This window comes from Ancylobacter oerskovii, from assembly GCF_018390555.1.
Taxonomy (GTDB): Bacteria; Pseudomonadota; Alphaproteobacteria; order Rhizobiales; family Xanthobacteraceae; genus Ancylobacter; species Ancylobacter oerskovii.
On sequence record NZ_JAHBGB010000044.1, the window covers coordinates 272778 to 285512 of the forward strand.

12 protein-coding genes are annotated in these 12735 nt (G+C 69.3%); 4 read left to right on the top strand and 8 right to left on the bottom strand.

The genetic code is table 11. From position 1 onward, the window contains the following. Nucleotides 1-68: 68 nt before the first annotated feature. Nucleotides 69-1961, top strand: coding sequence for a sigma-54-dependent Fis family transcriptional regulator (locus KHC19_RS22325; RefSeq protein ID WP_213355633.1), 1893 nt, complete (start codon nt 69-71; stop codon nt 1959-1961). 3 nt (nt 1962-1964) lie between these two features. Here KHC19_RS22325 and mnhG read toward each other — a convergent pair whose 3' ends face one another. The 6 genes from mnhG to KHC19_RS22355 are packed head-to-tail and all read right to left on the bottom strand — an operon-like array spanning nt 1965 to nt 8033. After that, nucleotides 1965-2336: a monovalent cation/H(+) antiporter subunit G gene (gene mnhG, locus KHC19_RS22330; protein ID WP_213355635.1), complete on the bottom strand. Its 372-nt coding sequence runs from the start codon at nt 2334-2336 to the stop codon at nt 1965-1967. Beyond that, nucleotides 2333-2626, bottom strand: a complete 294-nt coding sequence (locus KHC19_RS22335; RefSeq protein ID WP_213355636.1) for a K+/H+ antiporter subunit F — start codon at nt 2624-2626, stop codon at nt 2333-2335. Before KHC19_RS22335 ends, mnhG begins: the two co-directional genes overlap by 4 nt. After that, a complete protein-coding gene (locus tag KHC19_RS22340; protein WP_246549350.1) occupies nt 2623-3132 on the bottom strand; it encodes a Na+/H+ antiporter subunit E in 510 nt (169 codons plus the stop codon). The genes KHC19_RS22335 and KHC19_RS22340 overlap by 4 nt, the downstream gene beginning before the upstream one ends. Next, nucleotides 3129-4787 (bottom strand): monovalent cation/H+ antiporter subunit D, encoded by a 1659-nt coding sequence (locus KHC19_RS22345; RefSeq protein ID WP_213355637.1) that lies wholly within the window; start codon nt 4785-4787, stop codon nt 3129-3131. The genes KHC19_RS22340 and KHC19_RS22345 overlap by 4 nt, the downstream gene beginning before the upstream one ends. Then, nucleotides 4787-5125 carry a Na+/H+ antiporter subunit C gene (locus KHC19_RS22350; protein WP_213355638.1) on the bottom strand — a complete coding sequence of 113 codons (339 nt, stop codon included), beginning with the start codon at nt 5123-5125 and terminating at the stop codon, nt 4787-4789. Before KHC19_RS22350 ends, KHC19_RS22345 begins: the two co-directional genes overlap by 1 nt. A 1-nt stretch (nt 5126) precedes the next feature. Further along, entirely contained in the window at nt 5127-8033 is a 2907-nt protein-coding gene (locus KHC19_RS22355) for a monovalent cation/H+ antiporter subunit A (RefSeq protein WP_213355639.1), read from the bottom strand. Nucleotides 8034-8129: 96 nt separating this feature from the next. On the opposite strand from KHC19_RS22355, the gene KHC19_RS22360 reads away from it, so the two are divergent. Both KHC19_RS22360 and KHC19_RS22365 read left to right on the top strand, forming a co-directional pair. Then, nucleotides 8130-8357 carry a helix-turn-helix domain-containing protein gene (locus tag KHC19_RS22360; RefSeq protein WP_213355640.1) on the top strand — a complete coding sequence of 76 codons (228 nt, stop codon included), beginning with the start codon at nt 8130-8132 and terminating at the stop codon, nt 8355-8357. Between the two features lie 90 nt (nt 8358-8447). Then, nucleotides 8448-9335 carry a DMT family transporter gene (locus tag KHC19_RS22365; RefSeq protein ID WP_213355641.1) on the top strand — a complete coding sequence of 296 codons (888 nt, stop codon included), beginning with the start codon at nt 8448-8450 and terminating at the stop codon, nt 9333-9335. A 4-nt stretch (nt 9336-9339) separates the two neighbouring features. On the opposite strand, the gene KHC19_RS22370 is transcribed toward KHC19_RS22365, so the two are convergent. Continuing rightward, entirely contained in the window at nt 9340-10299 is a 960-nt protein-coding gene (locus KHC19_RS22370; RefSeq protein WP_213355643.1) for a threonine dehydratase, read from the bottom strand. Between the two features lie 76 nt (nt 10300-10375). Further along, a complete protein-coding gene (locus KHC19_RS22375) occupies nt 10376-11500 on the bottom strand; it encodes a mechanosensitive ion channel family protein (protein WP_213355644.1) in 1125 nt (374 codons plus the stop codon). A gap of 176 nt (nt 11501-11676) precedes the next feature. On the opposite strand from KHC19_RS22375, the gene KHC19_RS22380 reads away from it, so the two are divergent. After that, on the top strand, nt 11677-12735 hold the full coding sequence (locus KHC19_RS22380) for a patatin-like phospholipase family protein (RefSeq protein ID WP_213355645.1): 1059 nt from the start codon (nt 11677-11679) through the stop codon (nt 12733-12735).

The following is a 12735-nucleotide window of genomic DNA, read 5'->3' on the forward strand; positions in this document are numbered from 1 at the left end:
CAACTGTGGGAGAGAACGACAATAACTAAGAACATGTGTTGCAGAATGCGACACTCCGGGAGGAGCGTATGCGAGCCGACACGGTGTCGAGGGCGGTTTCCGCCGCCCGCCGGCAGTTCTTCAACGAGGGGCGGCCGCCGCAATCGCTGGTCGCCGAGCCCATCCTGCGCTCGTGGCGGCGCTGCGCCGATCGCGGCCTCGACAACCAGGTGCTGCCCTCGCTGGTGCCGCTCACCGCGGGCGAGCTGCGCCAGGCGAGCGAGCGCAACGAGCGGCTGCGGCGCCTGAGCCGGCCGGAGATCGAGAGCCTCTATGCCGAGGCGATGCAGACCGGCTGCGTCGTCGTCCTCACCGATGCCTCCGGCCTCATCCTGGAATCGCGGGGCCATGCCGCCTTCGCCTCGCGCGCGGCGCAGGTGGCGCTGCACCCGGGGGTGGACTGGAGCGAGACGGCGACCGGCACCAATGCCGTGGGCACCGCGCTGCTCGAGGGGCGTCCCATCGCCGTGCATGGCGGCGAGCATTATCTCGACCCGCATGGGATATTGAGCTGCTCGGCGGCGCCGATCATGGACCCGTTCGGGCATGCGCTGGGCGTGCTCGACCTTTCGGGGCCGGCGGCGGTGGATCATCGCCACGCGCTCGGGCTGGTGCGGCTCGCCGCCGAGCAGATCGAGCATCGCTTCTTCGACGACGGCTTCGCCGAGCTGCAGGTGCTGCGGCTCGGCGCCGACCGGGCCCTGCTCGGCACCGCGCGCGAGGGCGTGCTGGTGTTCGACGGCGAACGGCTGGTGGCGGCCAACCGCCACGGGCTGGGGCTGTTCGGCATCGACTGGTCGGCGCTCGGCAGCCGGCGGGTGGAAGAACTCGTCGCGCGGCTGCCGCAGGAGGCGGGCATCGCCCGCATCGAGGTTACGGGAGGGCGAGTGCTGTTCGGCCGTCTCGATGGCGCGGAGGCGCCGTCCCGCCGTGTGGCGGGGGGCGTCGCCCTGCGTCGCGCGCCGTCCAATTCTCCGGGCCGTTTGCCGCAATTCGGCGAGCTGCTGCTGCGCGAGGAGGACGAGCGGGCACTGTCGCGGGCGGTGAAGATGACCGATGCCGGCGTGCCGGTGCTGATCCAGGGCGAGACGGGCACCGGCAAGGAGATGGCGGCACGCGAGGTCCATCGGCGCGGCCCCCGGGCCGCCGGCCCCTTCGTGGCGGTCAATTGCGCGGCCATTCCCGAGACGCTGATCGAGGCCGAGCTGTTCGGCTATGAGGAGGGCGCCTTCACCGGCGCCCGCCGCCACGGCCGCAAGGGCCTGCTGCGCGAGGCGGATGGCGGCGTGCTGTTCCTGGACGAGATCGGCGACATGCCGCTGGCCCTGCAATCCCGGCTCCTGCGGGTGCTGCAGGACCGCGAGGTGCTGCCGCTGGGTGCCGGCCGGCCGGTGAGCGTCGATTTCGCGCTGGTCTGCGCCACCCACCGCCATCTGAAGGCGCTGGTGGAGAGCGGGGCGTTCCGTTCCGATCTCTATTTCCGCATCGCCCATTACACGATCGAGCTGCCGGCGGTGCGCGACCTGCCGGACCGCCTCGCGACGGTACGCGAGCTCTGGCGCCGGGTCGCCGGGGACGACCGGCTCGCCCTCACCGCCGGCTGCGAGGAGCGGCTGGCGGCCTATGAATGGCCGGGCAATTTCCGCCAATTGGTCGGCGTGCTCAGGATGCTGGCGGCGCTTGCCGAGCCGGGCCAGCCGGTCGGCCCGGACCTGTTGCCCGAGGAGGTGGGGGCTTCGCGAGGCGCGTCCGATGACGGGGCGCCGGCCGTGGCCTCCTCCGAGCCGGCCGATCTCGACGCGATCGAGCTCGCGGCGATGCGCCGGGCGCTCGATGCCCATGGCGGCAATGTGTCCAAGGCGGCGCGAGCGCTGGGCATCAATCGCTCGACGCTCTATCGCCGGCTGCTCAGCACCCATTGAGGCTCAGCCGTCGCGGCGCTCCAGCGAGGCGAGATCGCTTTGCGGCACTTCGGGATTCCCCTCGACGCGATCGCGATGCAGGGCGGCGCGGGCAAGCAGCATCAGCGTCACCGGGGTGGTGATTGTGACGAAGACGGCGATCAGCACCTCATGCAGCAGCGGCCGGCTCTGCAGCACGCTGAAGCAGATCATCGAGCCGACCAGCACGCCGCCGACGCCGAGCGTGGCGCCCAAAGTCGGCGCGTGGACGCGGGCGTAGAAATTGTTCAGCCGCACCAGGCCGATGGAGCCGACCAAGGTGATGGCGGCGCCAGCGACCACCAGCGCGGCGACCAGCAAGGCCGCCCATAGCGGCAGATGGGGAGCGGTGCTCATTCGATCACCTCGCCGCGCATGAGGAATTTGGCGAGCGCCACCGTGCCGGAAAAGCCGAGCAGCCCGATGGCCAGCGCCGCCTCGAAATAAAGCGTGGTGCCGGAGCGGATGCCGATGGTGAGCAGCAGCAGCATGGCGTTCACATAGAGGGTGTCCAGGCCGAGGATGCGGTCCTGCGCGCGCGGGCCGATGAGGATGCGGTAGACCGCGCAGGCCATGGCGAGGCCCACCAGCACCTGCGCCAGCGTCAGCGACCAGCCGAGGATGAGGACTTCGAGCGGTTCGGTCATTCGAAGATCTCCATCAAGAGGCGCTCGTAGCGGAGCTTGATGAGGTCGGTCCAGCTCTGCTCGTCGACGAGGTCGAGCACATGCAGCAGCAGCGTGCCGCGAGCCGGGTCGTGATTGACCCACAGCGTGCCCGGCGTGCAGGTGAGGATGATCGCCAGCACCGCGAGGCCGTATTCGTTGCGCAGATCGAGCCGGACCGTCATGAAGCCGGCATGGTCGCTGCGCCGCCCGCCGCGCAGGATGATGGTGCCGACCGCGAGATTGGAGCGGAACACGTCGACCAGCACCCGCAGCGCCAGCTGGGCCATCGCCGCCGGTCGCCTGAGCCGCGTCGGCTCGGGATCTAGGGCCACCATCACCCATGTCGCGCCGAGGGCCACGAGGCTGCCGAGCACGATATGCCCCGGCGCCAGCGACTGCTGCAGCAGCAGCCACATGGCGAGGAGCGCCAGGAACAGCAGCGGGAAGGGGATGATCCGTCGCAGCAGGCCGGAGGGGCGGTTCATGGCTTGCCTCCCGTGCCGGAGGTGGGCCGCAGCGGCACCGTGCCGGCGGGCGCGATGCCGAGTATGTCGCGGGCATATTCCTGCGGCCAGTAGAGCATCTGCGCGGTGGCATCCATGTAGCGCATCGCCGGGCCGCCGAACACGGTGAGCAGAACGCAGAGCGCCAGCAGCGCGCCGAGGGGCGCCGCCTCGACGGCACGCACCCGCGGAATGGCCCCTTCGCCGGGCACCCACAGGGTGCGGATGCCGGTGCGCGTCATGGCGATCAGCGTCGCGAAGCCGGTGAGCATCATCAGCGCGATCAGCAGCCAGTGCGAGAAGGAGATCGACCCGGCTTCGTTGACCAGCGCCGACAGCATCGCCACCTTGCCGATGAAGCCGGACAGCGGCGGCAGGCCGGCGAGCAGGGCGGTGCAGGCGACGAAGGCGCCGCCGAGCAGGGCGATCGTCGCCGGGATCGCCACGCCGACCTCGCCTTCGTCGTCGTCCTCCTCCTCGTCGCTCTCGCCGTCGCCATAGGCCTCCATGGTCACGGCGAGCACGTCGGCGCCGGCATCGCGGCCGCGCTCGATCAACTCGATCAGCAGGAAGAAGGCCGAGATGGAGAGGGTGGAGGTGACGAGATAGAACAAGGCGCCGGAGATGACCGCGTTGTTGGTGGTGCCGATGGCGGCCAGGATGGTGCCGGACGACACCAGCACGCTGTAGCCGGCCAGGCGCAGCATCGATTGCGAGGCGAGTACGCCGATGCCGCCGAAGGCGATGGTGGCCATGCCGCCATAATACAGCCAGTCGGCACCGAAGCCGGCGGAGTTGCCCGCCTCGCCGCCGAAGCAGAGCAGGAACAGCCGCAGGATCACATAGAGGCCGACCTTGGTCATGATGGCGAACATGGCGGCGATCGGCGCGCAGGCGGCGGCATAGGTGGTCGGCAGCCAGAAGCACAGCGGCCACATGCCGGCCTTGATGAGGAAGGCGACGCCGAGGATCGCCGCGCCGGTCTCGAACAGCGCCCGCTCGTCGATGTTCAGCGACGGGACCAGCCGCGCGAGATCGGCCATGTTCAGCGTGCCGGTAACGCCGTAGATGATGGCGACGCCGATGAGGAACAGCGAGGAGGCGACGAGGTTCACCGGGATGTAGTGCAGCCCGGCCTTCACCCGCGCGGTGCCCGAACCGTGCAGCACCAGCCCGTAGGAGGCGGCGAGCAGCACCTCGAAGAACACGAAGAGATTGAACAGGTCGCCGGTGAGGAAGGCGCCGTTGAGGCCGGCGAGCAGCAAGAGGAACAGCGTGTGGAAGCGCGGCCCGGCCTTGTGCCAGCGGGCGAGGGCATAGAGCAGGCTCGACAGGCCCAGCACCGAGGTGAGCAGCAGCATCAGCGCCGACAGCCGGTCCGCCACCAGCACGATGCCGAACGGCGCCGGCCAGTTGCCGAGCGGATAGGCGATGATGGTGGCGTCGCCGTCGGTGTCGATGGTCGCGGCCTGGATCAGAAGGGTGAGCGCGATGCCGAACAGCGTCGTCGCGGTGAGCAGGCTCAGCGTCATCTTGAGCTGGCGCCGCCGCTCGTCGAACAGCAGCATGGCGGCGCCCACCGCCAGCGGCAGCAGGATCGGCGCGATGACGAGATGCGCGGCGAGCGATCGTACCATCAGTCCTCCCGCCCGTTGACGTGGTCGGTGCCGGTGAGCCCGCGCGCCGCCAGCAGCAGCACCAGGAACAGCGCGGTCATGGCGAAGCCGATGACGATGGCGGTGAGCACCAGCGCCTGGGGCGTGGGATCGGCCATAGTCGCCGGGTCGCCGACCCCGGGACCGGGCAGGATCGGCGGCGCGCCGACCTTCAGCCGGCCCATGCTGAAGATGAACAGGTTCACCGCATAGGAGACCAGCGACAGGCCGATGATGACCTGGTAGGTGCGCGGGCGCAGCAGCAGCCAGACGCCCGAGCCGGCAAAGACGCCGATGCCGATGGCGAGCACGATTTCCATTCTATTCCCCTTCCGCCGTGCGGCGGGGCCGCGTGCTGCGCAGCGACTGGTGCGCCAGCGCCACCAGCATGAGCACGGTGGCGCCCACCACCACCGCGAAGATGCCGAGATCGAACATCAGCGCGCTCGCCACCGGGAACTTGCCGACGATCGGCCAGTCGAGATAGCGCGCATGGGTGGTGAGGAACGGGTAGCCGAACCACCATGAGCCGACGCCGGTCGCCGAGGCGGTGAGCAGGCCGAGGCCCATCCAGCGCAGCGGCAGCACGCGCAGATGATCCTCCACCCAGCGGGTGCCGGCGGCCATGTACTGCACGATGAAGGCGATGGAGAGGGTGATGCCGGCCGCGAAGCCGCCGCCCGGCAGGTCGTGGCCGCGCATGAACAGGTAGACCGCGAAGGTGGCGATGACCGGGAACAGCCACTGCATGACGAGACGCGGGATGCGCAGATAGTCCGCCACCGTGTCGCCGGGGGAGCGGTCGGGCGCGGCCTCGTCGAACTCGTCCTGCAGCCGCTGCTGCTCGGGGGCCTCGATGCTTTCCGGCGCCGGCCGGAAGCGGCGCAGCAGCGCGTAGACGGTAAGGCCGACGAGGCAGAGCACCACCACCTCGCCCAGCGTGTCGAAGCCGCGGAAATCGACCAGGATGACGTTGACGACATTGGTGCCGCCGCCGCCGACATAGGCGCGCTCGACGAAGTAGCGCGAGACGCTCTCGCCGAGCGGGCGCGTCATCACCGCATAGGAGATCACCGCGAGGCCGACGCCGACCGCGATGGCGATGGCGAGGTCGGTATAGCGCCGCAGCAGCACCGAGGGCGGCGGGCTGGTGGGATAGGGTTCCTCGATGCGCTTGGGCAGCCAGCGCAGGCCGAGCAGCAGCAGCACCGTGGTGACGATCTCGACCAGCAGCTGGGTGAGGGCGAGGTCCGGCGCCGACAACCAGGCGAAGGTGATGGAGCTGACGAGGCCGGCGCCGCCGAGCAGCACCAGGGCGGCGAAGCGGTGGAACTTCGCCTGCCAGGCGGCGGCGATGGCGCAGCCGGAGCCGACCGCCCAGAGCAGGGCGAAGCCCGGGTCGAGATCGGTCAGCGCCAGGGTGCCCTCGGAGACCATGCCGCGCAGCCAGAGCGGCGAGATGGCGGCGATCAGCGCCACCCCCACCACGATGCGCAGCTGCGGCTGCAGGCGCCGGCTGCCGAAGGCCCGCTCGAGCGCACGCGCCATCTGCCAGGAGATCACGACGAGGATGCGCTCGAAGATGCGCTGGCCCTTGAGCTCGCGCACCAACGGCGGCCCCTCGACGCCGCTGTCGAGATAGGATCTCAGCCCCAGGAACAGCAGCACGCCACCGAACATGGCGATGATGCTCATCACCAGAGCCCAGGTGAGCCCGTGCCAGATGGCGAGGCTGTAATAGGGCAGGTCCGGGCCGATGACGGCGCGGGCGGCATTGGCGAGCAGCGGGCCGACGGTGAAGCTCGGCACGATGCCGATCAGCAGGCAGATGAGCACCAGCAGCTCGATGGGGAAGCGCATCCAGTGCGGCGGCTCGTGCGGGGTGCGCGGCAGGTCGGTGGGCGGCGGCCCGAAGAACACGCCGATGATGAAGCGCAGCGAATAGGTGACGCTGAAGATGCCGGCTAGCGTCGCCCAATAGGGCAGGCTGTCGTCGAGCAGCGAGCCGGTATGGTTCTCCACCGCCTCGGCGAAGAACATCTCCTTGGAGAGGAAGCCGTTGAGCAGCGGCGTGCCGGCCATCGCGGCCGCCGCCACCATGGCAAGCGTGCCGGTGATGGGCATGTAGCGGAACAGGCCCGACAGGCGCCGGATGTCGCGCGTGCCGGTCTCGTGGTCGATGATGCCGGCGGCCATGAACAGCGACGCCTTGAAGATTGCGTGGTTCACGGTGTGGAAGATCGCGGCCACCGCCGAGAGCGGGCTGCCGAGGCCGAGCAGCAGGGTGATCAGCCCGAGATGGCTGATGGTGGAATAGGCGAGCAGGCCCTTGAGGTCCTGCTGGAAGATCGCCGCATAGGCGCCGAGCAGCAGGGTGATCAGCCCCGCCGGGACGACGAGGTAGAACCAGGTGTCGGTGCCGGCCAGCACCGGCCACAGCCGGGTCATCAGGAAGATACCGGCCTTCACCATGGTCGCCGAATGCAGATAGGCGGAGACCGGGGTCGGCGCCGCCATGGCGTGCGGCAGCCAGAAATGGAAGGGGAACTGCGCGCTCTTGGTGAAGGCGCCGAGCAGCACCAGCACCACCACCGGCACGTAGAGCGGGCTCGAGCGGATGAGCCCGCCGGCCTCCAGCACCTGGTCGAGCTCGTAGCTGCCGACGATGCGGCCGATCAGCAGCACGCCGACCAGCAGGCACAGGCCGCCGGCGCCGGTGATGGTGAGCGCCATGCGCGCGCCGTCGCGCGCGGGGGCGGTGTGATGCCAGTAGCCGATCAGCAGGAAGGAAAAGAGGCTGGTCAGCTCCCAGAAGAAGACGAGCTGGACGAGATTGCCCGACAGCACCACGCCGAGCATCGCGCCCATGAAGGCGAGGAGGAACGAGAAGAAGCGCGGGACCGGGTCCTCGGCCGACATGTAGTAGCGGGCATAGAGCACCACCAGCGCGCCGATGCCGAACACCAGCAGCGCGAACAGCCAGGAGAGCCCGTCGAGCCGCAGGCTGACGTTGAGGCCCAGCATGGGCAGCCATTCGAGGACCAGCCGCACCGGCTGGTCGTGCGCCGCCGCGCCATACATGACGACGATGAGGATGACGCCGACGACGGCGATCGCGCCGGCCATGAAGGCCGCCACGTTGCGGGCATGGGTGGGAAGGAAGGCGGCGAGCGCACTCCCCGCGAATGGCAGCAGCAGCGCGAGGAGGAGAAGCTGGCCGTTAGACATGGTTTCGCCGCCTCCTCGCCCGGCCGGGACATCCTCGATCTTGCGCGATTTCGTCCATTATGGTTGATTTGCGCCGTCATAGGCAAGGCGGAAACGATGGATCTGTCGCCTGAACAATGCCGCGCCGCACGCGGCCTGCTCGACTGGACGCAGGAACGTCTGGCGGTGCGTGCCGGGGTTTCGCGTTCGACGGTGCGCGACTTCGAACGGCATCGCCATATGCTGCATCGCGGTACCGAAACGCTGCTCATCCGCACCTTGCAGGAGGCCGGGGTGGTGCTGCTGCCGCCCGGCGAGCAGGGCCACGGTGTCAGGATGCGCTGAACCGGCGGTTGACAGCCGCAAGGCGAGGCACTAGCGCCTGCGGCCGGCGCGCCCCTGCGCGACCTGTCCCAGCGCCTGCGAGCCGCCATCATGAATCCGAAGGATCTGATCGCCTATGTCGCCCTCGCGGTGATCTGGGGCCTGTCCTTCGTGGTGGTGCTGCGCGTGGTCCACGCCTTCGGCTGGGTCGGCGCGGTGACGCTGCGGGCCTTCGTGGCGGCGGGCACGCTGCTCCTCGTCGCCGTGCTGACCGGCCGGCGGCTCGATTTCTCGGTCGGCTGGACGCGGCTTGCCGTGGTGGGGGCGACGAGCGTCGCCCTGCAGCTCGCCGGCCTCAACTACGCCATGCCGATGATCGGCACCGCGATGTCGGCGATCCTGGTCGCGACCATCCCGCTATTCTCCATGCTCATCGCCCAGCTTTCCGGCATCGAGCGGCTGAGCGCGTCGCGCAAGGCGGGCCTGGCTCTCGGCTTCGCCGGCGTGCTGCTGCTGGTGGGCTTTCCGGTGGTGCCGCTGACGACCTCGTTCGTCATCGGCTGCCTCTGCTCGCTCGCCTCCGCCTTCTTTGCCGCCTACGGCTCGAACTATGTCGGCCACCGGCTGCGGGATGTCGGGGCGTGGGAGGTGACGATCGGCTCGTTCCTCACCGGTGGCGCCATGCTGCTGCCGCTCTTCGCCCTCGTCCCCGTGCCCGGCACGCCGCTGCCGCTCGACTACCTGTTCCTGTTCGTCGCCGGCGCACTGATGAGCGGGTTGACCTATCTCCTGTATTTCTGGCTGGTCGGGCGTCTCGGCGCCACGCGGGCGGTGAGCGTCGAGTTCGCGGTCACGCTGGTTGCCGTGGCCGTCGGGGCCGGGCTGCTGGGCGAGCCGCTCTCGCTGCCGCAGATCGCCGGCGCGGCGACGGTGGTGCTGGGCTGTGCGCTGGTGCTCGGCCTGTTCGGGCGCGGCCGCCGGGAGCTGGCGGCCTCCTGAGGCCTCATGCGCCGGCGAGCACGCGGTCGCGGAACAGGGCGAGGTCGATATTGCCGCCGCTGAGCGGCAGGCCGACGCGACGGCCGGCCATGATCGCGCGCTCCTGCATCAAGGCGGCGAGCGGGGCGGCGCCCGCGCCTTCCGCCAATTGGTGGGTGTCGGTCCAGTAGGCGCGGATGGCGGCGGCGACCTCCTCGTCGGTGACGGTGACGATGCGCGAGACTCCCGCCGCGATGATGGCGAGCGCCGCCGGATCGGGAATGCGCACGGCGAGGCCGTCCGCGAAGGTGTCGGCCCGCTCGATCTCCACCGGCCGGCCCGCGGCGAGCGAGCGCGCATAGGCCGGCGCGCCGGCGCTCTGCACGCCGATGATCTCGGTGTCGAGGCCGAGCAGGTCGCGCACGCGGATGGCGCCGCAGATGGAGGAGCCGAGGCCGATCGGCACATAGAGGGCGTCGAGCCTGGGGGCGAGCCGGAACAGCTCCAACGCCCAGCTGGCGACGCCGAGCACCAGGTCGCGATGGAAGGACGGTGCGAAAAGCAGCCCGTCGCGTTCGGCGAGCCGCATCGCCTCCACCCGCGCGGCGTCGAAATCGACGCCATGCTCGACGAGGCGGGCGCCGAGCGCGCGCATGGCGGCGTTCTTCTCGGGGCTGTTGCCCTCCGGCACCACGATGGTCACGGGCACGCCGAAGCGACGGCCGGCGAAGGCGAGCGACTGGCCGTGATTGCCGCGCGTCGCGGAGATCAGGCCGTTCGGCGCCAGATTTTCCCGCGCCAGCCGCTCGACATGGATGAGGCCGCCGCGCACCTTGAAGGCGCCGGTGGGCGTGAGGTTCTCATGCTTGACCCACAGCTCGACGCCGGTGCGTTCCGCGAGCAGCGGCCAGGCATAGGCCGGCGTCGGCGCAAAGGCCGCATGCACGCGCCGGCTGGCGTCTTCCAGTTCGTCGAGGCTGAACATGCGGATCTCCCGTTCCCGTCTGCGGAGATAGAACGGGAACGGCAAAAGGGAAATGCTCCGCGCGCCCGGACGCGCCTCAGGAGGCGAGGGCGCCCGCCGGCGCGGAGCCGGCGGCGAGCGGCGGCGGCCCGGCGATCTCCGCCCGCAGGCGTGGCAGCGCGGCGGGATAGTTCGCCTGCAGGAAGGCGATCAGCTTCTCGCGCACCTCGCAACGTATGTCGAAGGTGCGGCCCGATGTTCCGGCGCTGACCAGGATGCGCAGCTCCATCACGGTTTCCTTGAAATCGGTGACCTGGACGTTGACCACCTTGCGATCCCAGAGCGGGGAGGCGCGCACGATCTCCTCCACCCTGGCCCGCACCGCGTCCACCGGCACACTGTAGTCGAGATAGATCATCACCGTGCCGATCAGCGCCGAGCCCTCGCGCGTCCAGTTCTGGAAGGGCTGCTCGATGAAGTAGCTGAGCGGCAGGATCAGGCGACGCCAGTCCCAGATGCGGATCACCACATAGGTGGAGGTGATCTCCTCCACATTGCCCCATTCGCCCTCGACCAGCAGCGCGTCGTCGATGCGGATCGGCTGGGTGACGGCGAGCTGGATGCCGGCGATGAGGTTCTTGAGGAAGGGCTGCAGCGCGAGGCCGATCACCAGGCCGGCGGCGCCGGCGGAAGCGAGCAGCGACACGCCGTATTGCTGCACGCTCTCGAAGGTCATCAGCGCGGCGGACAGCGCGACGGTGAAGATCATCGACGCCGCCACCCGGCGCAGGATGCGCGTCTGGGTGACGTGCTTGCGGGCGAGGAGATTGTCCTCGGCGTCGAGCTTGAAGCGCCGCAGATAGACCGTGACCCAGATGTGCAGCGTGGTATGGGCGAGCCACGCCACCAGCGCGATGGAGCAGAGCAGCAGGATGTGCCGGACCCAGAGCGAGCCCTGAAGCGACAGCGGCGCCACCGGCGCCGCGATGCCGAGCATGAGGACGATGGCGGCGAGGCGTGTCGGCCCTTCCGTGCGCGAGACCAGGGAGCGCCAGAACAGGTCCATGTCCCGCACCAGGCGGGTGATGACCCGGAAGGCGATGCGGTGGGCGAGGATGCCCAGCACGATGGCGATGGCGAAGAAGATGAGGCTGATCAGCCAGTCGGGCGCCCAATAGAGCGTGCTTTCGATTTCGTCCGCCAGACGCCGTACCGCCAGCATGCATCCCCTCCACGTTAGCCTGGGGCTAACGCGGCGTTTCCGGTCGATGTTCCCCCGCGATGCGATAATTTTGCTGCGATGCCGCAGAATCGACGGCGGATCATTTTGCCGTCGCCGACGGGCGACTATGGTTGGCTATGGGGCCGTGTCGGCCTCTGCAGCGGAAGGGGCGCGACATGACCGGGACGGGATCGACAGGCTCGGCAACCGGCGACACGGCGCGGGCGCCCGTTCTCGTCGACTTCGCGCTTCAGGGCGGCGGTTCGCACGGCGCCTTCACCTGGGGCGTGCTGGACCGGCTGCTGGAAGAGCGCTGGCTGACCATTGACGGCATTTCCGGCACCTCCGCCGGTGCGATGAACGCGGCCGTCCTCAGCTATGGCTATGCGCGGGGCGGTGCCGAGGGGGCCCGCGAGGCGCTGGCCAATTTCTGGGGCGAGGTCTCGAAGGCGGCGCGGTTCAGCCCCTTCCAGCGCGGCCCGATGGATCGGCTGCTCGGCCGCTGGACGATGGACACCTCGCCGATGTTCCTCGCCATGGACCTGATGTCGCGGCTGATCTCGCCCTACGACCTCAATCCCGGCGGCAATAATCCGCTGCGCGGCATTCTCGAGGAACTCATCGATTTCGAGCTGATCAAATCCTCGCCGATCAAGCTGTTCATCACCGCCACCAGCGTGCGCACCGGCCGTGGCCGGGTGTTCCGCAACGGCGAGATCACCCCGGAAGTGCTGCTGGCTTCCGCGTGCCTGCCGACGCTGTTCCAGGCGGTGGAGATCGATGGCGAGGCCTATTGGGACGGCGGCTATTCCGGCAATCCGACCATGACGCCGCTCGTGCGCGATCTCGCCTCCGACGACACCATCCTCATCCCGATCAACCCGGTGGAGCGCGAGGGCATCCCGAACAATGCCCGCGACATTCTCAGCCGGCTGAACGAGGTGTCGTTCAACGCCGTGCTCATCAAGGAGCTGCGCATGATGGCGATGATGCGCAAGGTTGCCGATCCCGGCGACAGCGAGGGCGCGCTCTGGGCGAGGATGCGCATCCACATGGTGCGCAATCCGGTGATGGGCTCGCTCGGCTATTCCTCCAAGCTCAACGCGGAATGGGAATTCCTCGCCATGCTGCGCGACGAGGGGCGCGCCGCGGCACAGGCCTTCCTCGATGCCTGCGGTGACGACATCGGCAAGCGCTCGACGCTGGACATCGATCAATTGCTGGAAGGGGTGTGA